Genomic DNA, 25663 nt, shown 5'->3' with positions numbered 1-25663 from the left:
AAAAATAATAATACATTAAGGTGGGTTGGATTTGAAGGATGGAATAATCATTTAAATTCAACCCAATTTTTATAATAAATAAATTTCATGATAGGAGAGCTTATATGAATAAACAAGAAGTAAAAATGATAATGAAGAAAAAGTTAATAGCAGTGATTAGAGGAAATAATTTAGAGGAAGCAGAACTTATATGTAAAACTCTTGTAGAATCAGGAATAACAACTTTAGAAATTACATTTAGTTTGCCTAGAGCAGAAAAATTAATCAAAAATTTAAAGAAGAATTTACCTAATGCTCTTATTGGAGCTGGAACTGTTTTATCTAGAGAACAGGCAGCCTTAGCAATATCAAATGGAGCAGATTTTATTGTATCACCATGTATAGTAGAAGAAGTAGGTCAGTTCTGTAAAGAAAAAGATGTTTTTTGTTCGATGGGAGCTGCAACACCAACAGAAATATATAACTCTTATTTAGCAGGAAGCGATGTGGTCAAGCTATTTCCTGGAGATTGTATATCTATGAATATGATTAAAGGGATAAAAGCACCAATGCCTTTTATAGATATTATGCCAACCGGTGGAGTTGATGATAAAAATATTAATGATTGGTTTGATAATGGGGCTTATGCAGCAGGATTTGGAGGTTATTTAACAAAAGGAATAAATTCATCTAACCTTAACTTACTAAAGGAACGCTGTGAAAAACTAATCAAGGCTGTTAAAGCAGAGGATATAGATATATAAAGAAAAATAGTTTTTTACCAGTTACAACTAGATTATACAAGGAGGATTAATAAGTGAGTGACGTTATATTATTTGGAGAGCCTATGGCTTTATTTATAGCAAAAGATGAAGGAAATATAGACGAAGTAAAGAATTTTAAAAGATCATTAGCAGGGGCAGAGGTAAATGTGTGCATAGGTCTTACAAGATTACAGCATAAAGTTTCGTATATAACAAGATTAGGAGAAGATCCTCTTGGAAAGTATATAAAAAGGTATTTAGAGGAAGAAAGAATTAGTACAGAGTTTGTTACTTTTGATAAATTAAATAAAACAGGAATTATGTTAAAAAGTAAAGTCTTAGTTGGTGATCCTGAAACAGCTTATTATAGAAAAGACTCTGCTTTTTCAAAAATGAAAGCAGAAGATATTGAAGCTATAGATTTAGAAGGTGTGAGATTACTTCATATTACTGGAATTCCACCAGCATTATCACAAGGCTGTAGAGAAGCAACTTATAGATTAATGGATAGGGCAAAGGAAAAAGGAATATTTATTACTTTTGATCCAAATTTACGTCCAGTATTATGGGAAAGTAAAGAAGTTATGATTGAAGTTATAAATGGTTTAGCTAGAAAATGTGATTTAATTTTACCTGGAATTGAAGAAGGACTAATATTAACGGGAAGTAGTAGTCCAGAGAAAATAGCTGATTTTTATAATGAATTAGGAGTTAATGAAATAGTTGTAAAGTGTGGGGGTAAAGGGGCTTATGTAAGAAATAACAATGAAAGTTATTTCCAAAGGGGATTTAAAGTTGATAAAGTAATTGATACGGTTGGGGCTGGAGATGGTTTTGCGGTAGGAATAATAAGCGGAAAGCTAGAAAGTTTAAATCTTAAAGAATCTGTAATAAGAGCTAATGCTATAGGGGCAATACAAGTTACATTTGAAAGTGATAATGAAGGACTGCCAACAAGAGAAAAACTAATTAAATATATGGAAAGTAATGTTTAAGTTAAAAAACGTGATGCTTTAAGCAAAATCTAATATATTATTTAATTTATATAATTAATTGATTATACTTTTAATATATAAATTGATAATATATTAGTTTTTTTTATTATAAATTTAATATATTCTCTAATATTATGTTAAAATTAAAATACTTTTAGGAATTAATAAAATATAATTAATAATTATAAGAATATTTAAATATAAAACTTGATATTGGAGGAAAAAGATGAAAGTGTACACATTCAAAGCTGAAATAAAGAAAATAGAAAATAAAGATGCATCATATATAGAAGTTCCAATAGATATTGAAAAGGAATTTGGAGCCAAAAGAATTAAGGTTAAAGCTAAATTCAATAACGTAGAATATATAGGATCAGTAGTAAAAATGGGATTACCATGTTACATAATTGGTATAACAAAAGAGATAAGAAATAAGATTAATAAAACTTATGGAGATATTATAAGTGTGGAATTAGAAGAAGATAAAGAAGAAAGAATTATAGAGTTGCCTGAGGAATTTAAAGAAAAACTTGAAGCGAATAAAAAAGCATATAAATTTTATGAAGCTTTATCTTATTCTCAAAAAAGAAAATATTTTCAAATGATAACTTCAGCTAAAAAAGAGGAAACTAAAATAAAGAGAATGAATGAAGCTATAGAAAAATTAGAAAATAATATAAAAATATAAAACTTAATAAGAGTATAGTATTAAAGATTCAATATTATAGGAATATAAATTGAGATGGAGGAAAGAATGGATTTATCTAAACTTATTGAAAATAAGGGACTTACTGAAATTGAAATAAAAGTTTTAAATTATATATTAGACAATATAGATCAAGTTAATAAATTAGGCGTCAGAGGTATTGCTAAAAATAATTTTACTTCAACATCAACTATCATGAGACTTTCTAAAAAGCTTGGCTATTCTGGATTCTTAGAAATGCAATATAATTTAGCTGCATTAACAAAAAATGAATTTGAAGATACCTTAAATGAAAGAGGTTTTTTAGATAGTTTAAATATGGAGAGTTTACTTGAAGGAAATAGTAAAGAAGCAATTAATGAATTTGTAGATATATTATTTGATGATAGTAACAAATTCATATTTATTTATGCGAATGGATTTTCAGGAATTGTAGCAGACTATATAAATAAGAAACTATTAGTAATGGGCAAAAGATGTATATTATCAAATGGAACAGATTCAATAGGTGTTTTTGAAAATAATTTAGATTTTATAAGTGCAATTATAGTCATATCAAAATCAGGAGAAACACCTATGGTTTTGAATAAGGTAAAAACAGGAAAAGAACATGGTATAAAAGTTATATCTTTTACAAATGAAATTGAAAATAGTATAAGCAAACTTGCTGATGTAAGTTTAAAGATAGATGATGCCAATAAGTTAGACGACAGAAATCTAATGCCTAATACATTCTTTCCAAAGGTATTGGTATTAGTAGAACTATTGATATACGAATACTATAAGAGAAAAAATAGCAATTCTAAGTAACGTGTTATCTAATTGGGTAACACGTTTTTTTGAGGACAAAATCTATATACAGATAATAGAACACTTATTATAATGAAAAATGTAAATGGTTTCTAGAAAAAATATATGGAGGTAAAGAAAATGAAAGAAAAGATAATGAATCAACTACAAAACTTTTCTAAAGGAATGTTTGTACCTGTTTTAATATTACCAATAGCAGGTATAATAATTGCAATAGGTAATATTCTAACTAATGCTAAATTAGCGGAGTACTTACCATTTCTAAAGAATAATCTTGTATTTGGATTAGGAAAAATGTTGTCAGGCTCATTAGTTTCTGTATTAACAAATTTAGGTATTATATTTTGTGTAGGCTTGGCAGTAGGACTTGCTAAAAAGAAAAAAGCAGAAGCAGGTTTCACATCATTATTAGTATTTTTAGTATTTATAAATGCAATGAATATATTTTTAAATTTAAACGGAAAACTAGCACCAGCTGATGCATTAAGAGGAAGCGGTCAAACAACTGTATTAGGTGTACAAATACTTGATATGGGAGTTTTCTTAGGAATTATATTAGGTATAGTTGTAGCATATTTTCATAATAAATTTAGCGAAAAAGAATTTGATGGAGCATTTCAAATATATGGAGGCTCAAGACTAGTATTTATTATATTAATACCAGTAACTGTTCTTTTAGCAATAGTATGTAGTTATATATGGCCAGTAGTACAAGGTGGAATAAATAACCTTGGAGAATTTATAAAAAATTCAGGAAACTTTGGTATATTCACATATGGTACATTAGAAAGATTATTAATTCCAACAGGTTTACATCACTTAGTTTATACTCCATTCTTGTATAGTTCATTAGGAGGAGTTGCTGAAGTTGGTGGTCAAGTTTTTGAAGGAGCTAGAAACATATACTTTGCAGAAATGGCTGATCCAACAATAGCTAAACTTTCAGCATCAGTAATTTGGGATGCTAGAGGACTTTCAAAGATGTTTGGTTTAATAGGTGCATGTTTAGCAATGTATCATACAGCATTACCACAAAACAAAACTAAGATCAAAGCAATTTTAATTCCAGCAGCAGTTACATCTATTTTAGCAGGAGTTACGGAACCAATTGAATTTTCATTCATGTTCGTAGCACCAGTATTGTTTGGAATTCATGCTGTATTAAGTGGACTTGGAATGGTAATATTAAATCTTTTAGGAGTTACAGCAATAGGTCCAAATGGATTAATAGATTTCTTATTATATAACCTTCCACTTGGAATAGAAAAAACAGGTTGGCCAATGTATATATTAGTTGGTATAGGTCAATTCATAGTATATTATTTAATATTTAGATTTGTAATAACTAAGTTTAAACTTAAAACTCCAGGAAGAGAAGAAGAAGGCGAAACTAAGCTTTATACAAAGAGTGATTATAAGGCAAAGGCTACATCAAACAAAGAGTCAGTAGATACTAAAGCATCAGGAGAAGCAAATTTAGCACCAGTTATAGTTGAAGGACTTGGTGGTGTAGATAATATAGTAAAAGTAGATAATTGCTTCACTAGATTAAGATTAATAGTAAAAGATTCTTCATTAGTAAAAGAAGCTTTATTAAAAAACGAAACAGCAGCAAATGGTGTTGTAATTAAAGGTGAGAATGTTCAGGTTATCTATGGATTGAGAGTTACAGGTGTAAGAAAAAGCGTAGATGAATATCTTGGAATAGAATCAAACTAAAATATAATATAAGGAGTGGCTGAATTAGTCACTCCTATTTGAATATATATAAATTGAATATATTTATTTTGTAAGAAGGAAAGAAAAAATGAGATTACAAGTAGCAATTGATAGAGTGACTATTGAAGAAGCTTTAAAGTTAGTAAATGAATTTGATGGATTGGCAGATATTATTGAAATAGGAACTTCTTTAATAAAAGATTATGGACTTTTAATTTTAAGTAAAATAAATCTAAATAAAAATAAATCGTTAATTTTAGGTGATATAAAGACAATTGATGAAGGTGCTTATGAATTTGAAATGGGCTATAAGTGTGGATTTGATATTTTAACAGTAATGGGAAACTCATCATTAGAAACTATAGAAAAGTGTTATGAGGTTTCTAAAAAATATAACAAAGGTATTATGATTGATTTGTTGGAGTGTTCCGAATATAAAATAAGAGAAATATCTAATTTCAAAGATGCCATTTATTGCATACATACATCTACTGATAAGAAAAATAAGGGAAGTTTTATAAATGAGTTAGAAAAATTCAATAAGGAATTTCCACATATTAAACATATTGCAGTATCAGGTGGAGTTAAATTAGAAAGTATTGAGGTATTTAAAAATTATAATATTGATATAGTAGTTGTAGGATCAGCAATTACATCAAAAGAAAATCCAAGGGATGAAATAAAGAAGTTTAAGGGAGAATTTATATGAGTATAATAAAAGAAATATTAAAAGAAGTTAATGATGTTGTTTTAAAAGTTAATGAAGACGAAATATATAAAATAATAAATACTTTAAAAAGGGATAACTCTATATTTGTAGATGGAGAAGGAAGAAGTGGTTTTCAGGCGAAAGGTTTTGCAATGAGATTAATGCATATAGGATATAAGTCGTATGTTTTAGGGGAAACCATTACTCCTGTCTTAAAAGAAGATAATATATATATTGCTATATCTGGATCTGGAACTACAAAAAACACATTGAGTAATGCAAGAGCAGCAAAAGAGTTAGGCCTTAAGGTGATTGTGGTTACAAGTAAAAGGAAATCTCCTTTAGCTGAAATTGCAGACGTTATTTTAGAGGTACCAGGAAAGGTTAAATCGGATGGAGACCAAGGGTCTATTCAGTTATTAAGCTCATTATTTGATCAAGCTACTCATATAGTTTTAGATTGGATATGTCTTTTATTAAGTAAAAGAGATAATTTATCAAATATTGAAGTGTTAAATAATCATGTAAATATAGAGTAGAGAGTTAAGAATATTCAAATATTTTGAGAACATGTTACAACCTAAGGTAACATGTTTCTTTGAGTATAGAAACTGTTTACCATAAGTATTTACTGGTCTATAATGTGCTTGTAAGTAACAAAAACAAAATAAAATTTAAATAAATATAATAATTGAATTTTATAAACTGTAATAGGAAAGGTGGCTAATTTTATGGATAAGAATAAAAAGTTTTCTGTAGTGATAGCAGGAGGAGGAAGTACATTTACACCAGGTATTGTAATGATGCTTCTAGATAATGTAGATCGTTTTCCATTACGTAAATTAAAATTATATGATAATGATAAAGAACGTCAAGAAGTAATAGGTGAAGCATTAGAAATATTATTAAAGGAAAATGCACCTGATATAGAATTTTCATATACAACAGATCCAGAAGAAGCATTTACAGATGTAGATTTTTGTATGGCACATATTCGTGTTGGAAAATATGAAATGCGTGAAAAAGATGAAAAAATTCCTCTAAAATATGGGGTTGTAGGTCAAGAAACATGTGGGCCAGGAGGAATAGCTTATGGAATGCGCTCTATAGGTGGAATGATGGAATTAATAGATCTTATGGAAAAATACTCTCCAGATTGTTGGATGCTAAATTATTCTAACCCAGCAGCAATAGTTGCAGAAGCTTGCCGTGTATTAAAACCAAAATCAAAGGTATTAAATATTTGTGATATGCCAGTCGGAACATTACGACGTATGTCTCAAATAGTTGGATTAACTCCAGCAGATTTAGAAGTCAGTTATTTTGGGCTAAATCACTTTGGATGGTGGACTAGTGTTAGAGATAAAGAAGGAAACGATTTAATGCCTAAATTAAGAGATTATGTTTCAGAAAATGGATATTTAAATCAAGTTGAAGTAGATACTCAACATACAGAACCAAGCTGGCAAGAAACTCATAAGAAAGCAAAAGATTTAATAGCATTAGATCCAAACTTCTTACCAAATACTTATTTAAAATATTATTTATATCCAGATTATGTTGTAGAACATTCTAATAAAGAATTTACAAGAGCTAATGAAGTAATGAATGGAAGAGAAAAGAATGTATTTGAGGCAGCAAGAGAAATAACAAAAGCTGGAACTGCAAAGGGTGGAGAATTCCATATAGATGCCCATGCTTCATTTATAGTTGATTTGGCAAGAGCAATTGCATATAACACACACGAAAGAATGTTATTAATAGTTGAAAATAAAGGAGCAATAGAAAACTTTGATCCAACAGCTATGGTTGAAGTTCCATGTATAGTTGGAAGTAATGGTCCAGAAGCTTTAGTTCAAGGAACTATTCCAAGATTCCAAAAGGGATTAATGGAACAACAAGTTGCAGTAGAAAAATTAGTTGTTGAAGGCTGGATAGAAGGAAGTTATCAGAAGTTATGGCAGGCCCTTACTTTATCTAAGACTATACCAAGCGCAAAAGTAGCAAAAGAAATCTTAGATGATTTAATTGAAGCAAATAAAGGCTATTGGCCAGAACTTAAATAATAGAGTATAAAGTGAATTTTATAGGCTCGGATGATGGATATTCCATTATCCGAGCTATGTTTAAATAATAGAACATAAAATAGGGAGGATATTATGATTAGTCAAGATATTAGAAAGATTGCGCCAGAAATGGATCCGCTTCGTAGAGGAATGGGATATACGTCAGAGGAATTATCTAAACCACAAATAATAATTGAAAGTACATTTGGAGATAGTCATCCAGGAAGTGTGCATTTGCTTAAATTTGCTAATAATGCAGCTATGGGAGTGGCAGATAAGGGGGGAAGGGCATCAAGATTTTTTGCAACAGATATATGTGATGGAATGGCACAAGGTCATGATGGAATAAATTATTCATTAGCATCCAGAGATACGATAGCATCACTTATAGAGATTCATGCTAATGCAACACCTTTTGATGGAGGGGTATTTATAACTAGTTGTGATAAGGGTGTACCAGCACATTTAATGGCAATAGGAAGAATAAATATACCATCAATTGTCGTTACTGGCGGGGTAATGAAAGCAGGTCCTAATCTTTTAACATTAGAGCAAATAGGAACTTATAGTGCTATGCAAAGGCGTGGAGAAATTACTGAAGATGAATTAACTTATTATAAAAATAACGCGTGTCCATCAGCTGGATCATGTTCTTTTATGGGAACTGCTGCAACAATGCAAATAATGGCAGAAGCATTAGGGTTAATGCTACCTGGAAGTGCAGTTATGCCGGCAACATGCGAAGATTTAGAAAACGTAGCAATAGAAGCAGGAAAGCAAATTATTGAATTAGCCAAGAGAAATTTGAAGGCAAGAGATATAGTTACACTTAAATCTTTTGAAAATGCAATAATAATACATGCAGCTATTTCGGGATCAACTAATTCATTACTTCATATTCCAGCTATAGCTCATGAATTTGGAATAGATATAGATGCAGAAAGCTTTGATAGGATACATAGATATGCACCATATTTATTAAATATTCGTCCAACAGGTAAGTGGCCAGCAGAGTACTTCTATTATGCAGGTGGAGTTCCAGCGGTTATGGAAGAAGTTAAAGACTTATTACATTTAGATGTAATGACAGTTACAGGAAAAACTTTAGGTGAGAACTTAGAAGATTTAAAGAAAAATGGATTCTATGAAAAATGTAATGAATATTTAAAAGGAACTGGTTTAAGTAAAGAAGACATTATTAAACCATATAAAAATCCAATAGGCAAAAATGGAGCTATTGCTATATTAAAAGGTAATATAGCACCAGAAGGAGCTGTTGTTAAACATTCAGCTGTACCAAAGGAAATGCATAAAGCAATTTTAAAAGCAAGGCCATTTGATAGTGAAGAAGAAGCAATTGAGGCAGTATTATCTAAAAAAATTAAACCAGGTGATGCTGTATTTATAAGATATGAAGGACCAAAGGGAAGCGGGATGCCAGAAATGTTCTATACAACAGAGGCAATTTCATCAGATAAAGAATTATCTTCAAGTATTGCTCTTATAACAGATGGAAGATTCTCAGGAGCTTCAAGAGGGCCAGCTATAGGACATGTTTCACCAGAAGCAGCAGTAGGCGGTCCAATAGCTTTAGTTGAAGAAAATGATTTGATTGAAATTGATATAGAACAAAGAATTATACAAATTATAGGTATTAATGGTAAAAAGTTAGATTTAGAAGAAATAGATAAAATACTAATTGAGCGTAGAAAAGAATGGAAACCAAGGCAAAATAAATATAAATCAGGAATACTAAAGATATTTTCAGAGAAAGCTGTTTCACCAATGAAAGGTGGATATATGGAATAATTAATTTCCTTAAGCTTACAATTATTAAGTATTAATGTAAAAACATAAAAGTTATTTGTGAAAATAGTATATAAAATTTATAGGAGAATGTAGTATGTTTAGATTAAGAGTTTTAGAAGCTTTAAAAAGTTGTGGAGTAGTGGCTGTAGTTAGAGGTACCACAAAAGAAATTGGAGTTAAAATATCAGAAAGTTGTATTAATGGAAGTGTAAAAGCAATAGAAGTAACCTATACAAATAAATTTGCTAATGAAATAATAAGGGAACTTTCAGAAAAGTATTCTAAAGATGCCGATGTTGTAATTGGAGCTGGAACAGTCTTAGATGCAGAAACTGCAAGAATGGCAATATTAGCGGGAGCACAATATATAGTTTCTCCATCCTTTAATAAAGATACTGCAACGCTTTGTAATAGATACAATATTCCTTATATACCAGGAGTAATGACAATAAATGAAATAGTAACAGCTTATGAAAGTGGAGTAGATGTTATTAAATTATTCCCAGGAAATGCTTTTGGACAAGGATATATAAGTTCAGTAAAGGCACCACTTCCATATGCAAACATAATGGTAACAGGTGGAGTGAATTTAGAAAATATAGATAAATGGGTAAAAGCCGGAGCTGCAATAGTAGGGATTGGTGGAGAATTAAATAAGCTTGGTGAAGCAGGAAAATTTGATGAAATAGAATTGATTTGTAAACAATATATAGAAAAATTTAATAAAGCAAGAGGTATTTAATATGAAAGTTGCTGGATTAGGAGAGATATTACTAAGATTAGCTACTAAAAAAGGAGTATTAATATCAAATTCAAATGAATTTAATGTAAACTACGGTGGTGGAGAAGCTAATGTATTAATTTCGTTAGCAAATTTTAAGGTAGATACGAGGTTAATTACAAAAATTTCAAGTGATAGCTTAGGAGAAGCAATGCTTATATACTTAAAATCAAAAAATGTGGATACAAGATTTATAAGTAGGGAAAATAAGAGAACACCTATATATTTTTTAGAAGCAGGTAGTGGTAACCGAAGTTCAAAAGTTATATATGATAGACTTGATTCGGCCTTCAGCTATATTTCAGAAGATGATTTTTCAATTGAAGAAGCATTAAAAGATGTTGATATATTCCACTTTTCAGGAATAACCCTAGCTATTGCTGAAAAAACAAGAAAATTAACTTTTAAGATATTAGAATACTGTAGAGAAAATAATATTTTAGTTAGTTATGATTCAAATTATAGGGCAAAAATGTGGAGTCTAGAGGAAGCAAGTCAAGTTACTGAAAAAGTATTACCATATGTTAATATTTTTTCTGGTGGGATCTTAGATGCAGAAAATATTTTAAATATGGAATGTAATTTAGAAGATAAATATGAAAAGCTAAAGTATTATTATGATGAGATTTCTAAAAAATATCCTAATATAAAGCATATTTTTTCATCCTTTAGAGATATAAAATCATCATCGGTAAATACATTACAATGCAATTATTATACTAATAAAACTTTATTTTCATCAAGTATTCAAACAATTGATGATATAGTTGACAGAGTAGGTGGAGGAGATGCATTAACAGCTGGAGTAATTTATGGTATATTAAACAAAAAGACTCCAGAATATATCTGTGAATTTGCAGTTTCAGCTTCTGTATTAAAACATACAATTTATGGAGATGCAAATTTAGTAAGTATAGAAGAAGTGGAAAATTTAGTAGACTATGGCGTGGGGAAAATATCTAGATAATATTTTGTTCAATTAACAATTAGGTAATAAATTAAAGTAATATTATAAAGATTGAAGAAAGAGCTATATCTTATTTTAAGAGTAAGATATAGTCTTTTTTATTAATTTAATAAATTCTTGAAATTTACTTTATTAATAATTACAGAAAGGATAATCTACTGTATAATACTAGTTAATAAATTTTGTATATAAGTTATAATATATGTATTTTTAGAAAGGATAAAAAAATGGAGTTAAGAAAGTCAAGAAAAGATGATTTAAAGTACATAATAGAAATAATAAACGAAGCTAAGGAATTCTTAAGGGAAAGTAAAATTGATCAGTGGCAGCAGGGATATCCTAATGAGGAAGTCATACTAAGGGATATAGAAAATAAACATAGTTATGTATTAGAAGATAATAATAAAATTATAGGTACTGTTGCGCTAGCTTTTGATAAAGAAAAAACATACGATTTAATTTATGATGGAAAATGGATATCTAATAATGAATATGCTGTTATTCATAGAATAGCGACATCTAGAAGATATAATATAAAAGGAACAGGAACAGAAATAATAAAAAGTATAGAAAAAATTTGTAAAGATAAAGGTATAAAAAGTATAAAAATAGATACACACGAAGAAAACTTAGTAATGCAAAAACTATTAAATAAAAATGATTTTAAATATTGTGGAGTTATTTATCTAGAAGATAAAGCAAAAAGAGTTGCATTTGAAAAAGTGATTTAATTAAAGTTAAAATGAGGAGTTTATCTTTTTAGATTAGACTTCTCTTTTCACATTGTATTAATAATGTTGATATTGTAAACACTATTTTTATAACGAAAGAAACACGTGAAAGCTATTAATTATACAAGTATTTCTTATAAAAGTTACTTAGAGTTTCAAGTATTTTAAAAATTAATAAATAGAGAGTTTTAAATAATTCTTAAATTAAGATGGGGGATAGTAATATGGATATAGGAAAAATGATAAAAGATATATTGCAATTAGAAGATAAGAAAAATCCTTTAACTGATGAGGAAATAGCAAATGAATTAAATTTACTAAGGGAAGTTATAACTGAGTATAGAAAGAAAAATAATATAGGAAATTCAAGAAGTAGGAGATTAGAGTATATAAAAAATGATGCAATAGATATTTTAAAGAATAATAAAAATATTTCTGATAGAGCCTTAGCAGAAGCATTAAAAGAAAAAGGATATAAAATAGAAAGATATGCAGCAGCAAACATAAAGAAAGAAATATTATCTAATTTAGATAAAAAGCAGTTTAATGAAATACCAAATAATAAAATAAATAAAGTTTCTGAAGAGGAGATGAAAAATAACATAGAAGAAAATAATTTCTTTAAAAAAGTAGTAGGATATGATGGAAGTCTTAAGTTGCAAATTGAACAAGCAAAGGCTGCAGTTAGCTATCCACCTCATGGATTGCATGTTCTAATTTTAGGACCTTCTGGAGTTGGTAAAAGTTATTTAGCTGATGCCATGTATGAATTTGCAAAGAGTACCAGTAACTTTTCAGAAGAAGCTAAATATATAGTTTTTAACTGTGCAGATTATGCGGACAATCCTCAGCTTTTATTATCGCAATTGTTTGGTAGTGTTAAAGGAGCTTACACAGGAGCTACAGATAATAAGATAGGTATAGTTGAAGCTTGTGATGGAGGAATCTTATTTTTAGATGAAATTCACCGATTACCTTCTGAAGGACAAGAAATATTATTCAGCATATTAGATAGAGGAACATTTAGAAGATTGGGTGAGAGCGAAACAATAAGAAGAAGTAATGTAATGATAATTGCTGCTACTACTGAAAATGTGGAAAGTTCTCTTTTATTAACATTTAGAAGAAGAATACCTATGGTTATTGAAATTCCAGCAATTAAAGATAGACCATTTGAAGAAAGGTTTGAATTAATTAATCAAGCATTTTTCGAAGAAAGCTATAGGATTAAAAAAGATATGTTAGTATCTAAAAAAGTAATAGAGGAACTTATGAAATATGAATGTCAAGGCAATATTGGGCAATTAAAAAGTGATATTCAAGTTGCTTGTGCAATAAGTTTTTTAGAACATAAAATAAAACATGATAAGAGACTTTACATAAATGAAAGACATTTACCTGATTATATAAAAGAACAAAGTAGAAGAGTTAAAATTAATAATTCAGATATAGAAAAGTTTGTAGTGGAAGATATTTATATATCTGAAAAAGGAATAAAGGGTGCTAGAGAGGAAAAAATCGAAAGTAATAAAAATACAAACATATATAAATTTATAGAGAAAAGACAATCGGAACTTAAATTTATTGGATATAGTGATGAAGAAATATCGAAGATATTAAGCCAACAAGTTGAGCTTGAACTTATTAGAGGAGCAAAGGCTATTAATTATACAGTTGTTAATACTGATGAATTAATGAATCTAGTAGGTGTTAAAAGTCTTGAAACTGTAAAGACTATGGTGAAACTTGCAAAGAAAGAGCTCCCTGGGTTGCAAGCAGATATAATATATCCTTTAGCAGTTCATTTAAATTCTACTTATGAAAGAATACGTAACGGTAAAGAAATAATAAATCCAAAGATTGAAATTATAAAGAAAAAATATGATATAGAATTTAATGTAGCTAGGAAAATGTGTCAAATAGTAAAGGAAAGATTAGATATAGATATACCTGAAGACGAAATTGGATTTATTACGATGTATTTAAAAAACTATAGAAGAGAATCGAAAAGTGAAGAAGGTAAAGTGGCTGTTATAGTAATGACTCATGGAAGAGTTGCATCGGCGATGGCAGAGGTTGCAAATAAGTTTCTAGGAGTTGAACATGCAGTAGGATTAGATATGGATTTTAGGGATTCTCCAGATATCATGCTTGATAAAGCTATAAAAGTAGTTAAAGAAAGTAATCAAGGAAAGGGATGTATAATCTTAGTAGATATGGGATCTTTAGTTACCTTTGGAGATATAATTACGGCAAGAACAGGTATTGAGACTAGAGTAATGGGTAGAGTAGACACATTAATGGTTTTAGAAGCGGTAAGAAAATCAGCTTTGACCGATCAATCTTTAGAAGAAATAGTACATGATTTAGAAAATGATTCTAAAGGATATGGAATTAGTCAATATAATACAGAAGATAACAATTTATCAAGAGTAATAATTACATTATGTATAACAGGAAGAGGATCTGCTTTAAAGATAAAGGAATATGTAAAAAATAAAATACATTCAGAAAGAAAGGATATTGAAATAATATCAATAGGATTTATGGATGAAGATATAAATATAGCTTTATCTAAAATAGCAAAAAATAAAAAAATTGAAGCAATAGTAGGTACAATAAATCCTGAATTTAGAAATATTCCATTTATATCATTAGAAGAATTGATGAAGGGGTCAGGAGTTAAAAAGCTTAATAATATAATTTCAGAGAAAGAAGAAAACAAATTATCTGAAATTATTAATAAGGATGTTGTTTTTGTTAATGAAGAATATAGGTATAAGGACGAGGCATTAGATGATATGGTTAAAAAACTTATTAATGGCGGGTATGTAAAAGAAGAGTTCTTATTAAGTGTATTTAAAAGAGAAATGCTTGGAGATACATATTTAAAAGGTGGAATAGCAATTCCACATGGAGATTCAGAGTTTGTTACAAAACCAACCATATTAATTACAAAACTAGACAAAAAGATAACATGGAGTGCTAATTATGAAGTAGATCTAATTTTCCTTATAGCATTAAAAGATGATTCTAAAAAATATTTTGAGCAATTATATAAAATAATCATGGAGCAAGATGTATTAGACAAGATAAAATCTAGTACTAGCAAGGATGAAATATTAGAGATTTTACTATAAAAACATAAATACAAAATCAGCCACAAAAACTTGGCACGGTAATTGCTTTAATATATGGCAAGACAAAAACCAAAGGGGGGAAAAGGATGAAGAATTTTTCTAAAGTGACTGTTATCTTAAGAGGTTACAGCTATGAACAAACAAAAACAGTTATGGAGGCCTTAGTTCAATCAAGTATTAGAGCAGTAGAAATTACATTAAATACAGAAGGAGCCCTTGAAACTATAGAGAAAATCTCTAAGGAATATGGAGATAGAGTTAGTATAGGTGCAGGAACAGTAAAAAATATAGATGATGCTAGAAATGCTATAAAAGCAGGAGCAAAATTTATATTAACACCAATAGTTGTTTCAAAAGACGTTATTGATGAATGTAAAAGATATAATGTTAAATCGGTAATAGGGGCAATGTCTCCAACAGAAGTATGGTGGTGTTATGAAAATGGAGCAGATATAGTAAAAATATTTCCAGCAAGAGCATGTGGAAGTAACTATATAAAAGATATAAAAGCTCCTTTAGGAAATATAAAGGTTATGGCCGTTGGTGGAGTGTCAGTACAGAATGCTAAAGAATTTTTACAAAATGGAGCTGACTATTTAGGCATTGGATCAAGTCTTTTTAACAAAGAGGATGTAGACTCAAAAAATATAGAAGCATTGGTAAATACATTAAAGGAATTAGAGAAAGAGATACAGTAGGAGGAAAAGATATGAGTCACAGCACTTTAATTTATAGGGATTTAAATTTTAGTAATAGCAGCGAAATTTTAAGTTTCTTAGCAGATAATCTAAAAGTAGAAGGTTTTGCTAAAGAAGGATATAAGGAAGCTATATTAAAAAGAGAAGTAGAATATCCAACAGGATTACCAGCTGCTATAAAAATAGCTATACCACATTGCGATCATACTTTAGTAAACGAGTCAGCAATAGCAATGGGAGTACTTAATAATCCTGTAGATTTCCAAGCAATGGATGATCCAAGCATAACATTGGATGTACAAATTGTTATTATGTTAGCATTAAATGAACCACATGGTCATATAGAAATGCTTCAAAAAATTATAAGTTTAATTCAAAATACAGGGGATTTAAAGAAAATTATAGAAGCTAAATCCGATGAATCAGTATTAGAAGTAATAAAAAAATATTTAGATTAAAAAGTAAAAAATAAATTTAAATACAACTACACAAAACTTAATTAAAATGGAGGAATGAAAAATGAAAAGAATATTAGTAGCTTGTGGAAATGGAATAGCAACATCAACAGTGGTAGCAACAAAAATCAGAGAAGTTTGTGAAGAAAATGGGGTAGCAGTATCAGTTACTCAATGTAAACTATTAGAAATAGATAGTAAAGTAGATGATTTCGATATATTAGTAACAACAGGAAAATATGGTGGAGATAATGCAAAAATACCAGTAGTATCAGCAATGTCTTTATTAACAGGTATCGGAGAAGAAGAAACTTTAGAAGAAATAGTGAATTATGCTAAAAAATAAATAAAATATCTTTAAAATGAGGAGGATTAACTATGGAACTTATTTATAATGTATTCCAGACACTATTAAACGCAGGTCCAACAGTACTTTTACCAATAATAATATTACTAGTAGGTCTTGTTTTTGGAGTTAAACCAGCTAAAGCATTTAGATCAGGTTTAACTGTTGGTATAGGATTTGCAGGTATCAAACTTGTAATCAACCTTTTATCAGGAAGTCTTGGGCCAGCAGCAAAAGCTATGGTTGAAAGATGGGGATTTAGCTTAGATGTGTTAGATGTAGGCTGGGGAACAATAGCAGCAGTAACATGGGCATCACCAATTATACCAATTTTAATATTTGCAATTTTAGCAGTTAATATAGTAATGTTAATTTTAAAGAAAACGAATACTCTAGATGTTGACATATGGAATTATCACCATATGGCTATAGTTGGAGTTATGACATATTTTGTAACAGGAAACATATTCTTAGGTGTTGGTGCAAGTATAGTAATGGCAATTATAACATTTAAATTATCAGACTGGTCAGCACCTATGGTTGAAGATTACTTTGGCTTACCAGGGGTATCATTACCTACAGTTTCAGCATTATCATCATTAGTAGTGGCAGTGCCTCTTAACTGGATATTAGATAAAATACCAGGAGTAAATAAAATAAACTTCTCATTAAAGGATGCTAAAAAGTATTTAGGATTCTTTGGAGAACCAATAATAATGGGATTAATTCTAGGTGGAATTATAGGATTTTTAGCAGGATATGATTTTACTCAAATAGCAAATGTTGCTGTAAACATGTCAGCAGTTTTAGTTCTTATACCAAAGATGACATCATTATTCATGGAAGGTTTAATGCCAATATCTGAAGGCGCAAAGAAATTTGCTAAGAAGAGATTTAAAGGAAGAGATTTATTCATAGGACTAGATGCAGCTGTTATTTCAGGGAACCCTGATGTTATAACTACTTCATTAATAGTAATTCCATTAACAATATTATTAGCAGTAGTACTTCCAGGAAATAGAGTGTTACCTTTTGCAGACTTAGCAGTTGTACCATTTAGAGTTGCAATGGTAGTTGCATTAACTAGAGGTAACCTATTTAAAAATATTGTAATTGGATTATGTACAACAGCAGCAATATTATTAGCAGGAACTGTTACAGCACCAGTATTAACAAATTTAGCTGGAAGTGTTGGAATAGATTTAAGTTTAGCAGCAGGAGCATTAATATCATCATTTGCAGCAACAAGTTTAACTCAAAGTTTCTTAGTATTTATGGCATTTACAGTGGCTCCAGCAATATCTATACCAGTATTATTAGTAGTATTTGTAATAGTATGGTACTACATGGATGTTATTAAACCAAAAAAAGATGCTAAAAAAAGTTCAGAAGATAACGGTAGTATAGAGCAAAGCGCTTAAATAAAATCTAATAGTAGAAGGAGACTTTGTAATGAAAATAACAGGTATTAAAGTATATACTGTAAAACCAAGATGGATATTTATAAAAATTTCAACTGATGAAGGAATCGAAGGTTGGGGTGAAATGATATCTGGAACTAAAACGGATACAGTAGTAGCAGGAGCTTATGAATTAGGAAAAAGAATAATAGGAAGGAATCCTTTTGAGATAGAAAGAATTTGGCAAGAACTTCATAGATCATTCTTTAGAGGAGGTCCTATTAATGGAACTATTGTTTCAGGAATAGAAATGGCTCTATGGGACATAAAGGGAAAAGCATTAAATGTTCCTATATATGAATTACTAGGGGGAGCAGCTAGAGATAGAATAATGGTTTATTCATGGATTGGCGGAGATAGACCATCTGATGTTGTAAAAGAAGCTATCGATAGAAGAGATAGAGGATTTAAAGCAATAAAGATGAATGCTACAGAAGAGCTTCACTATATCGATTCATTTATAAAAGTTCAAGAAGTTGTTGATAGAGTAAAAGCAATAAGAGATGCAGTTGGATTCGATTTAAGTATTGGAGTAGACTTCCATGGACGTGTTCATAAACCAATGGCTAAGGTATTGGCAAAAGAGTTAGAACCATATAAGCTAATGTTCTTAGAAGAAGTTGTTCTTCCAGAAAATGAAGAAGCTTTTAGAGAAGTCGCTAATCATGTTTCTACACCTCTTGCAACAGGTGAAAGATTATATACTAGATGGCAATTTAAAAACATTATCAAAGATGGAGCTATTGATATAATACAACCAGATATAGCACTTTGTGGTGGAATATTAGAAACTAGAAAAATTGCAGCAATGGCTGAGGCATTTGATATTGCAGTTGCACCTCATGCACCATATGGTCCAATAGCATTAGCAGCTACATTACAATTAGATGTTTGTACACCAAATGTATTTATTCAAGAACAAAGCTTAGGAATTCACTATAATAAAGGATTTGATTTACTTGACTTCGTTAAGAATAAAGAAATATTCCAATACAAAGATGGATTCTTAGATATACCAACTAAGCCAGGTTTAGGCATAGAAATAGATGAAGAATTAGTTGAAAAAGTTTCTGCAGAAGGACTATATTGGACTAATCCAAGCTGGAAAAACTACGATGGTACTATAGCAGAATGGTAAAATAAAAATAATAATCTGTATGAATCTATTGGTTCATACAGATTATTTATTTACATAGAATTAGGGAGAGAGAAGAATGAAGGAACCAAAATATAAATTAGTTTGTATAGATTTAGATGGAACACTTTTAACAGATGAAAAAACAATAACTAAAGAAAATATAGAAACTATAAGAAAAGCTAGCAGCCTTGGAATTAATATATGTATAGCAACAGGAAGAATTTATAAATTTGTAGATCATATAAAAGAAACATTAGGTAATAAGATCAAAGTAATTGCATCTAACGGAGGAATAATCCTTAAGGAAGATGAGGTCTTAAGTTTTAGGACTATAAGTTATGAAGAAATTCTAAGATTAAAGAATTTAACTAAAGATTATAATGTAGATATATATTTAAACACAGAAAATGAAATAATATCTGAAAAAAGTATTCCTAATACATATAGTTATAAAGCAATAAATAATGGCTTAGAAGATAGATACAAAGTGAATATAGTAGAGAACTATCCTTTTGAAAATTTGAAATATGATAAAAAACATAAGATAGTTAAAGCAATTTGTATAAATAAAGATGATTTAAATGAAGTGAAAAAGGTTAGGCAATTATTAGAAGAAACAAATGAATTTGAAATATCTAGTGCAGAGCATCACTATTGTGAGATAAATAGTAAGGGAGTATCTAAAGGGAAAGCTGTAGAAGAACTAGCAAAAGATTTAAAAATAGATATTAAAGAAGTTATGTGTATAGGTGATGGAGGTAATGATATAGAAATGTTAAAAATATCAGGAATTTCAATTGCTATGCAAAATGGAATGGAAGATGTAAAATCTCTAGCAAACTATATAACTGAAGATAATAATAATAGTGGAGTAGCTAAAGCTATTGAGCGATTTATTTTAAATGATTTAAATATATAAAATGAATATTAATTAAATGTATCTAATATAATGTAAGTGTATATTTTATAATATAAGCAATTAGTCACTAGAGGTATAAATTTGAAGGTTGAAAGAAATATAAAAGAAGAAAATTTGCGAAATGAAAAGACAAACAATATTGAAGAATATACTGATGAAAATAGTGTTGAAATAGATTTTGAAGAAGACCTTGGATTTATATCAGGAAGTGAAGAAAGTACAGAAACTCCGGAAGAGTTATTGTCTAGATTAAATACAATAGAGCAGTCAATTGATGCTTCTAAGGTTGGATTACTAACAGATTTACTAAACTTATATCTTTTATATAGTTCTAGAGCAACAGTAAGAGATACATTATATAATACAAAAGAAAGTGAAAATTTTATTGATACAAGCAACATTTTGTCAATTACAACTACCATGAGTGTTTATACTTCAGGAGTATTCTTAGATATTGCTGATAGAGCATTACAAAATGCCATATCAAGGGGACAACAAAACAGAATAGCAATAGCAAGAAGTGCTTATTGGGCTGCATTATTTGCTTTTATTGCATCAATAATTGCATTTAGTGCTGCTAGAATGGAATAAAAATAAGAGAGAAAAAATATAACTCTCTTATTTTTTTGCAATTTATTCGGATGAGTAGTAATAACTGGTAGCAAACATTGTATAATTAATGTAAAAATAATTACAATTACTAACTACTATAAAATATGAAAAAAAAGTTACAAAACTTCTAGCTTATATTAAACATGTATCTTATGTATCATTGATATTGTAAGAGGGAGTAATAAGGGAGGAAAAAAAGTGTTAAGTGGACGAATGCTAAAATTAATTGAGTATTTACAAATTAATAATGTGAGTACTTACAAGGAAGTATCAATTGAATTAGACATTAAGGAACGACACATAAGATATGATGTAGATAGGATTAATGACTTATTGAAATTAAATAAAATGCCATTAATAGAGAAACAATCTAAAGGCATAATAATATTTCCTAAAGATATTGATATATCTACATTGACTAAAGAAAACGATTTTATATACTCTCAAGAGGAAAGAGCCTCTTTAATCTTACTAATTTTATTAATAGATAATACGAGCCTTAAGATTAATAAGTTAAGTTTTGATTTTCAAGTTTCTAGATCAACTATTAAGAATGATATGAGTTTTCTTGAAGATAAGCTAAGTGAGAAAACTATAAAAATTAGTTACACAGATCATTTCTTTTTGGATGGACTTAAAAATAATAGAGTATCTTTAATGAATAATGAATTTAAAAAATATGTACATTTATTAAAAGAAGATGAATCAAATTTAAATGCTTTTGAAGATTATGCAGTTAAAATTATAAAAAAGGCCTTTGCAAGTGTATCCTTAAAAGATGTAATAAAATGGATTGATGAATTACTTGAAAATATGAATTGTATTCTAACAGATGATTCATATAAATGGTATGTATCAAATATATTTGTTGTTATTTGGTTTATATTAAAAGAAAAAGAAAATCCATTAGAGTTAACTATCAGTAGCTATAGTTGTGACGGCTATAATGAATTCATAGAAAAGTTAGAAAAAATTATAAATATGAAAATAGATAACAGAAAGCAAAAAGTATTAATAAGATTATTAAATTATATAAATAAAGATGCTGGATTAGATGAAGATATGGATCTAATTTACATAGAGACTATTGTTTCAAATCTAATTGCATCTATGTCAAATGAGATGGATATTGACTTTAATAAAGATACTATACTAGTTGATGGACTAATAAATCATATAGTTCCTTTAATTAAGAGAGTTAGTAGCAGAATAAATATTTGTGATGAAGTATTTTCTATTCTTTCCGAAAAAGATATGCAAGTATTTGAAGCAGTAACAAGAGTTATTAAGCAAATAGACAGGCTAAAAGACATTAAGAATTATGATGAAATAACATATTTAACAATACATTTCATTGCAAGCATCAAGAGATTAACAAAATCTTTAAATAAGAAAATATTATTAGTTTGTGGACATGGGTATGGGACAACAACAATATTAAAGGAAACACTATTAAATGAATATCAAATAAATATAATAGATACAATTCCAGTATATAAATTAGCTACATACGATAATTGGGAGAAATTTGATTGCATAATATCTACAACAAAATTAAATATATTAAACAAAAAAGAATATGTAGTTGTTAATCCTTTATTGTCGGAGCAAGATTATATCAATCTTGATAGAATTGGAATACAAAGAAAAAAGATACTAGCTAACTATTACTCCATTAATGAAAAGCTAAGTTTCTTAAATGATAAAGATAGAATTAAAGTACTTGAAGTAATTAAAAAGGAATTTGGATATCAAAGTGTATTGATGCCATCAAAAATTAATAAGCTTAGTGATCTATTAATTAGTGATTGTATAGAAATGATTGAAGAAAAAAAAGCATGGAAAGAAATTGTAAAAGAAGGAACAAAGTTACTTGAAAGACAAAAGTTCATAGATAAGCGATATGAAAAAGATATTATAAATACTATGGAAACTGTAGGATTTTACTCAGTTACAGATGAGTATTTTGCACTATTACATGGCAAAGGAGGTGATGGGGTTAACTGTAGTTGCATGAGTTTAATAGTTAGTAAGGAACCTATAGAATTTGGTGATAAAAAAGTTAAGATAATTTTTTGCTTAGCAAGCAAGGATAAAAAAGAACATATTCCAGCTGTAATAGTCTTAATGAAAATGATTAAAAATACAAATTTAATTGAAAAATTAGAAAACGCGAACTCATTAATTGAAATTAAAGAAATACTATTTAAATCTGAATTGGAGGTAGTTTAATAAATGGAGTCTATTATAAAAAGAGAATGTATCGTGTTCGATATAGATGTAAAAGAAAAAAATGAAGCAATATTAATTTTAGTAAAAAAATTAAAAGAACAAGGTGTTATTACGGATACTGATAAATTTTATGCAGATGTTTTGGCAAGAGAAGGATTATCTCCAACTTCAATAGGAAATGATATTGGCTTACCACATGGTAAAACAGAAAACGTTTTAAGACCAGCTGTATGTTTTGGAAGATTAAAAGAAAAAGTTCTATGGAATGCTGAAACGCAAGAATTGGCTAATATAATTATTTTAATAGCAGTTCCGGGTAATGATAAAGATAATACTCATATAAAAATAATTTCAAGATTAGCCAGACAATTAATGCACAAAGAGTTTATAGAGGAATTACTAACAAGTAATGAAGACAATATATTTAATATGTTAAAGGAAGGATTAGGTGAATAATATGGATTTGAAAAAAAGTTTACTACAACTAAAAAAACATGTACTAACTGGAACATCTCATATGATACCATTTGTAGTTGCAGGGGGAGTTTTATTTTCATTATCAGTAATGTTAAATGATATTCCATCTACACCTACAGAAGGATGGTTAGCAGGATTAGCACAAATAGGATTAGCAGGCTTAACATTATTTATACCAGTATTAGGTGGATATATTGCATATTCAATAGCTGATAAACCAGGATTGGCACCTGGTATGCTTGGAGCTTATTTAGCTAAAGAAGTAGGAGCTGGTTTCTTAGGAGGTATGGTTGCAGGTTTTATTGCTGGTATGGTGGTAAAGCAATTAAAGAAAATTAAATTACCTACATCATTAAAATCATTAGGTTCTATATTTTTATATCCATTGTTTGGTACATTAATTACTGGTGGAATTATAGTTTGGATAATAGGAACTCCAATGGCATCTATAATGGAAAATCTTACAAGTTGGTTAGGTGGATTAGGAGATGTTGGTAAGGTTCCTCTAGCAACTATCTTAGGAGGTATGACTGCATTTGATATGGGTGGTCCAATAAATAAGGTAGCTACATTATTTGCACAAACACAAGTAGATACTCTACCATATTTAATGGGTGGTGTTGGAGTTGCTATATGTACTCCTCCAATAGGAATGGGAATAGCTACATTATTAGCTCCTAAGAAATACAATGTTGAAGAAAGAGAAGCAGGAAAAGGTGCTTTATTAATGGGTTGTGTAGGAATTACAGAAGGAGCAATACCATTTGCAGCAAATGATCCACTTCGTGTTATTCCATCAATTATGGTTGGTGCAGCAGTAGGAAATATAATTCCATTCTTACTTGGAGTTTTAAATCATGCTCCATGGGGAGGACTTATAGTGCTACCAGTTGTTGAAGGAAAAGTAGGTTATATCATAGGTGTACTTGGAGGATCTATAGTAACAGCAGTTATGGTTAATTTACTTAAGAAAGTAAATACAGATAATGAAAGTAAAATAAGTGAAGAAGATTTTGATTTAGAGTTTGAAGAAATGTAAGGATAAGGAGAGATCAGATATGAAAATAGTAGGAGTTACATCATGTCCTTCAGGAGTTGCGCATACTTATATGGCAGCAGAGGCACTGATATTAGCAGGGCAAAATCATGGAGTTGAGGTGTTAATTGAAACCCAAGGGGGAGCTGGAGTAGAAAATAAGTTAAAATCAAAAGATATAGAGGATGCAGTATGTGTAATTTTAACAAATGATATTTCTATTAAAGGCGAAGAGAGATTTAAAGGTAAAAAAGTGATAAGAATGGGTGTATCTGAAATTATAAAAAAAGCAGATGCAATAGTATTAAAAGTTAAAAATACTTTTAAATAATATAAAATCACATGAAATAAAAAAGATTTTAGATATAATATCTAGAATCTTTTTTGTTTTATTATTTAATTTACTTTAATTTCAAACATTAATTTATGTATTATAAAGGGGAGTTATATTATTTAATATATTATTAAAGTTTTTTTAGATGTTTAGTAATATATCCACCTTTAAATTGAGTAGGTTCATAAGAAACTATAAAAGCATTTTTCTCCAAAGTTTGAATTATTGAGATAGCCTCACTTTCTCTTATTCTATGAGAGACAATTTCAAGTCGATATCTTTTTTCTTTATTAATGCCTTCACCAGTATAAGTAGTTACCCCGAAATTTAAGCTTCTTAATTTATCAATTAATTCTTGATTATAGCTGGTTAAATTTACATGGATGGTTCTATATCCAATAGCAAGCTTTTCTTCTATAATTCCACCAATATATATTCCAATACCATATCCAAGTATATAAGCACCTATATTAAGAAAATTACTTAAATCAGAAAAAACAATACCTAAGCTCACTATATAAATTATTGCTTCAAGAAAAGCAAATATTGAAGCTTGAGCCTTCTTACCTTTTACAACAAATGTGGTCCTTAATGTCAAAAGTGGAACGTATATAAGCTGCAAAATAAATATAGTTAATGCATTTATCAATTCAAATCTTTCCCTTCTGTAAAGTTTTAAACTTATTTAATTATAAAACAATAGTAGCTTTATTGTATATAAGAAAAAATTAATTAGATATAGTATAAGAAAGTTCTGAAGATAATAGAGGAGATAATGAT

At 28.9% G+C, this 25663-nt stretch carries 25 protein-coding genes; 24 read left to right on the top strand and 1 reads right to left on the bottom strand.

The window, feature by feature from the left end:
• Window positions 1-104: 104 nt before the first annotated feature.
• The 24 genes from ABDZ60_RS07345 (at window position 105) to ABDZ60_RS07230 (ending at window position 24880) form a co-directional block, all read left to right on the top strand.
• Window positions 105-743, top strand: a complete 639-nt coding sequence (locus tag ABDZ60_RS07345) for a bifunctional 4-hydroxy-2-oxoglutarate aldolase/2-dehydro-3-deoxy-phosphogluconate aldolase (protein ID WP_016208383.1) — start codon at window positions 105-107, stop codon at window positions 741-743.
• Between the two features lie 53 nt (window positions 744-796).
• Window positions 797-1738: a sugar kinase gene (locus ABDZ60_RS07340; protein WP_047002225.1), complete on the top strand. Its 942-nt coding sequence runs from the start codon at window positions 797-799 to the stop codon at window positions 1736-1738.
• Window positions 1739-1964: 226 nt separating this feature from the next.
• Window positions 1965-2426: a YdeI/OmpD-associated family protein gene (locus ABDZ60_RS07335; protein ID WP_016208381.1), complete on the top strand. Its 462-nt coding sequence runs from the start codon at window positions 1965-1967 to the stop codon at window positions 2424-2426.
• 66 nt (window positions 2427-2492) lie between these two features.
• Complete coding sequence (locus tag ABDZ60_RS07330; protein ID WP_016208380.1) at window positions 2493-3254, top strand: MurR/RpiR family transcriptional regulator; 762 nt, start codon at window positions 2493-2495, stop codon at window positions 3252-3254.
• A gap of 120 nt (window positions 3255-3374) precedes the next feature.
• Window positions 3375-4973: a PTS transporter subunit EIIC gene (locus ABDZ60_RS07325; RefSeq protein ID WP_343777217.1), complete on the top strand. Its 1599-nt coding sequence runs from the start codon at window positions 3375-3377 to the stop codon at window positions 4971-4973.
• A gap of 88 nt (window positions 4974-5061) precedes the next feature.
• Window positions 5062-5682 (top strand): orotidine 5'-phosphate decarboxylase / HUMPS family protein, encoded by a 621-nt coding sequence (locus ABDZ60_RS07320; RefSeq protein ID WP_016208378.1) that lies wholly within the window; start codon window positions 5062-5064, stop codon window positions 5680-5682.
• Window positions 5679-6221 (top strand): 6-phospho-3-hexuloisomerase, encoded by a 543-nt coding sequence (hxlB, locus tag ABDZ60_RS07315; RefSeq protein ID WP_016208377.1) that lies wholly within the window; start codon window positions 5679-5681, stop codon window positions 6219-6221. Before ABDZ60_RS07320 ends, hxlB begins: the two co-directional genes overlap by 4 nt.
• A 192-nt stretch (window positions 6222-6413) precedes the next feature.
• A complete protein-coding gene (locus ABDZ60_RS07310; RefSeq protein WP_047002223.1) occupies window positions 6414-7748 on the top strand; it encodes a 6-phospho-alpha-glucosidase in 1335 nt (444 codons plus the stop codon).
• Between the two features lie 93 nt (window positions 7749-7841).
• Window positions 7842-9557, top strand: a complete 1716-nt coding sequence (gene ilvD, locus ABDZ60_RS07305; RefSeq protein ID WP_047002222.1) for a dihydroxy-acid dehydratase — start codon at window positions 7842-7844, stop codon at window positions 9555-9557.
• Window positions 9558-9651: 94 nt separating this feature from the next.
• Window positions 9652-10299 carry a bifunctional 2-keto-4-hydroxyglutarate aldolase/2-keto-3-deoxy-6-phosphogluconate aldolase gene (locus ABDZ60_RS07300; protein ID WP_016208374.1) on the top strand — a complete coding sequence of 216 codons (648 nt, stop codon included), beginning with the start codon at window positions 9652-9654 and terminating at the stop codon, window positions 10297-10299.
• Between the two features lies 1 nt (window position 10300).
• The gene (locus tag ABDZ60_RS07295) at window positions 10301-11305 is read left to right on the top strand and encodes a sugar kinase (protein ID WP_343777211.1); all 1005 of its coding nucleotides are present in this window, start codon (window positions 10301-10303) and stop codon (window positions 11303-11305) included.
• Window positions 11306-11532: 227 nt separating this feature from the next.
• Window positions 11533-12036, top strand: coding sequence for a GNAT family N-acetyltransferase (locus ABDZ60_RS07290; RefSeq protein ID WP_047002220.1), 504 nt, complete (start codon window positions 11533-11535; stop codon window positions 12034-12036).
• Between the two features lie 224 nt (window positions 12037-12260).
• The gene (locus ABDZ60_RS07285; protein WP_343777208.1) at window positions 12261-15176 is read left to right on the top strand and encodes a sigma 54-interacting transcriptional regulator; all 2916 of its coding nucleotides are present in this window, start codon (window positions 12261-12263) and stop codon (window positions 15174-15176) included.
• Between the two features lie 86 nt (window positions 15177-15262).
• A complete protein-coding gene (locus ABDZ60_RS07280; RefSeq protein WP_343777207.1) occupies window positions 15263-15874 on the top strand; it encodes a bifunctional 4-hydroxy-2-oxoglutarate aldolase/2-dehydro-3-deoxy-phosphogluconate aldolase in 612 nt (203 codons plus the stop codon).
• A gap of 11 nt (window positions 15875-15885) precedes the next feature.
• Complete coding sequence (locus ABDZ60_RS07275) at window positions 15886-16332, top strand: PTS sugar transporter subunit IIA (protein WP_343777205.1); 447 nt, start codon at window positions 15886-15888, stop codon at window positions 16330-16332.
• A 61-nt stretch (window positions 16333-16393) separates the two neighbouring features.
• On the top strand, window positions 16394-16675 hold the full coding sequence (locus ABDZ60_RS07270) for a PTS sugar transporter subunit IIB (RefSeq protein ID WP_343777203.1): 282 nt from the start codon (window positions 16394-16396) through the stop codon (window positions 16673-16675).
• Window positions 16676-16707: 32 nt separating this feature from the next.
• Window positions 16708-18096, top strand: coding sequence for a PTS galactitol transporter subunit IIC (locus ABDZ60_RS07265; RefSeq protein WP_343777201.1), 1389 nt, complete (start codon window positions 16708-16710; stop codon window positions 18094-18096).
• Between the two features lie 31 nt (window positions 18097-18127).
• Window positions 18128-19273 carry a galactonate dehydratase gene (dgoD, locus tag ABDZ60_RS07260; protein ID WP_343777199.1) on the top strand — a complete coding sequence of 382 codons (1146 nt, stop codon included), beginning with the start codon at window positions 18128-18130 and terminating at the stop codon, window positions 19271-19273.
• 76 nt (window positions 19274-19349) lie between these two features.
• Window positions 19350-20192 (top strand): Cof-type HAD-IIB family hydrolase, encoded by an 843-nt coding sequence (locus tag ABDZ60_RS07255; RefSeq protein ID WP_343777197.1) that lies wholly within the window; start codon window positions 19350-19352, stop codon window positions 20190-20192.
• 81 nt (window positions 20193-20273) lie between these two features.
• A complete protein-coding gene (locus tag ABDZ60_RS07250) occupies window positions 20274-20783 on the top strand; it encodes a hypothetical protein (RefSeq protein ID WP_047002212.1) in 510 nt (169 codons plus the stop codon).
• 219 nt (window positions 20784-21002) lie between these two features.
• Window positions 21003-23036, top strand: coding sequence for a BglG family transcription antiterminator (locus ABDZ60_RS07245; protein ID WP_047002211.1), 2034 nt, complete (start codon window positions 21003-21005; stop codon window positions 23034-23036).
• A gap of 3 nt (window positions 23037-23039) precedes the next feature.
• Window positions 23040-23492: a PTS sugar transporter subunit IIA gene (locus ABDZ60_RS07240; RefSeq protein WP_343777193.1), complete on the top strand. Its 453-nt coding sequence runs from the start codon at window positions 23040-23042 to the stop codon at window positions 23490-23492.
• 1 nt (window position 23493) lies between these two features.
• Entirely contained in the window at window positions 23494-24552 is a 1059-nt protein-coding gene (locus ABDZ60_RS07235; RefSeq protein WP_425544850.1) for a PTS fructose transporter subunit EIIC, read from the top strand.
• A gap of 19 nt (window positions 24553-24571) precedes the next feature.
• Window positions 24572-24880: a PTS fructose-like transporter subunit IIB gene (locus tag ABDZ60_RS07230; RefSeq protein ID WP_016208362.1), complete on the top strand. Its 309-nt coding sequence runs from the start codon at window positions 24572-24574 to the stop codon at window positions 24878-24880.
• Window positions 24881-25013: 133 nt separating this feature from the next.
• Here ABDZ60_RS07230 and ABDZ60_RS07225 read toward each other — a convergent pair whose 3' ends face one another.
• Entirely contained in the window at window positions 25014-25532 is a 519-nt protein-coding gene (locus tag ABDZ60_RS07225) for a DUF5698 domain-containing protein (protein WP_343777190.1), read from the bottom strand.
• Window positions 25533-25663 lie beyond the last annotated feature (131 nt).

Origin of the sequence: Clostridium sartagoforme (assembly GCF_039521405.1) — a bacterium.
GTDB classification, from domain to species: domain Bacteria; phylum Bacillota; class Clostridia; order Clostridiales; family Clostridiaceae; genus Clostridium; species Clostridium sartagoforme.
The sequence above is the reverse complement of the archived record's forward strand: the minus strand, read 5'-3'. Positions and strand labels throughout refer to the sequence as shown.